The organism is Paraburkholderia polaris, assembly GCF_012927345.1.
GTDB lineage: Bacteria > Pseudomonadota > Gammaproteobacteria > Burkholderiales > Burkholderiaceae > Paraburkholderia > Paraburkholderia polaris.
In genome coordinates, this window is the sequence record NZ_JABBGJ010000146.1 from 1 (window position 1) to 1206 (window position 1206).

Sequence of the window (1206 nt, forward strand, 5' to 3'; positions counted from 1 at the left end):
CTGCCGCGTGCGATGTAATCCGCGGGAAGCGCAGGCAGCGCGCGTTCGATGAAGTTTTTTTTATCGCCGCTGCCTGATCCCATCCTGAGTCGCTGGGCCATCAGAAACCCATATGCGGCAATACTCAGCGTGGCGTGGTGGTGAAAGCCCCGCCAGCCGCGACCTTCGTAGTGACCCAGTCCGAATTCCTGCTTCAGATCCTGATAGTCGCGCTCGATGCGCCAGCGCATCTTGGTTACCGATACAAGCTGTTCAAGTGTTGCCTCTCCGGGGGCGGTACTGAGAAAGTACTTGAGCGGCTCTTTATCTCCCTCGGGCCATTCGATGAGTAGCCACTCTTCCTCGCGCTGGGTAGTGCGCCAATAGTCCTGATGAGCGGGACGAACCCGCACGGCGGCAAAGCGCGAGGAGAGTGCCGCGTTGCTGCCTTCCCGCCAGGTGACGGTCTGCCAGGTGTTCGCAGGTAATTGCATGGCCAGCGCCTTGACCGCTTGCGGTTCGTGGCCGGGTGCGCGACGCAGCAGTGTCGGTGGGTTGCCACGCCCATTCCACGGCTTGGGCGGCAGCGGCGCCGTACCTGGTGCCCATACTGAGGTGCCCGGACGGATCCCCACGGCGTATAACAAACCCAGCTCGCTTATCCCTTCCCGAAAGGCCGTCCGCACGACTGGCACGTTCCCGATCGTCAATCCATTCCTTGGGAACATACAGTTGCCAGGCGATAGGCAGGCTGCCGCGTTGCGTCGCGATCGATAAACTCACTGCAACCTGACAGTTGTCCTGTTTTCCGAGCTGGCCACAGTACTGGCGTGCAACCCCCACCGAATGGCGGCCCTTCTTCGGAAAACCGGTGTCGTCAATAATCCAGTAGTAGCCGGCCTCTTCAGCGGCATGCGCGCCTAGCGCGGGCATCACCCATTCGCGCACCCGCTGCATGATCGCCTTGTCGGACCACTCGGCCTTGGCAACAAAGTGGTGGAGCGACTGATGCTTCGCACTGGCATGAAGCGGATCGATATGCGCGGCCATTGGTTCGACGCTCTTGCGTGACAGTGGCATCACCAGACCGGAACAGTAGCCTTTAAGGCCAGCGTGGCGATTAGCGTGCCCTAACTCCTGTGCCAGATGGTCGAGATACGCGTCAAATTCATCGAGATCGTCTGTCATTGCAATACCCCGTAGTCGCTATTACTTCATACTACCAGG

Annotated in this window: 1 pseudogene; it reads right to left on the reverse strand. The window is 59.9% G+C overall.

From position 1 onward, the window contains the following. Positions 1 to 1167 (reverse strand): annotated as a pseudogene (locus tag HHL24_RS43395) (IS701 family transposase); the annotation flags it as partial. Positions 1168 to 1206: the final 39 nt, after the last annotated feature.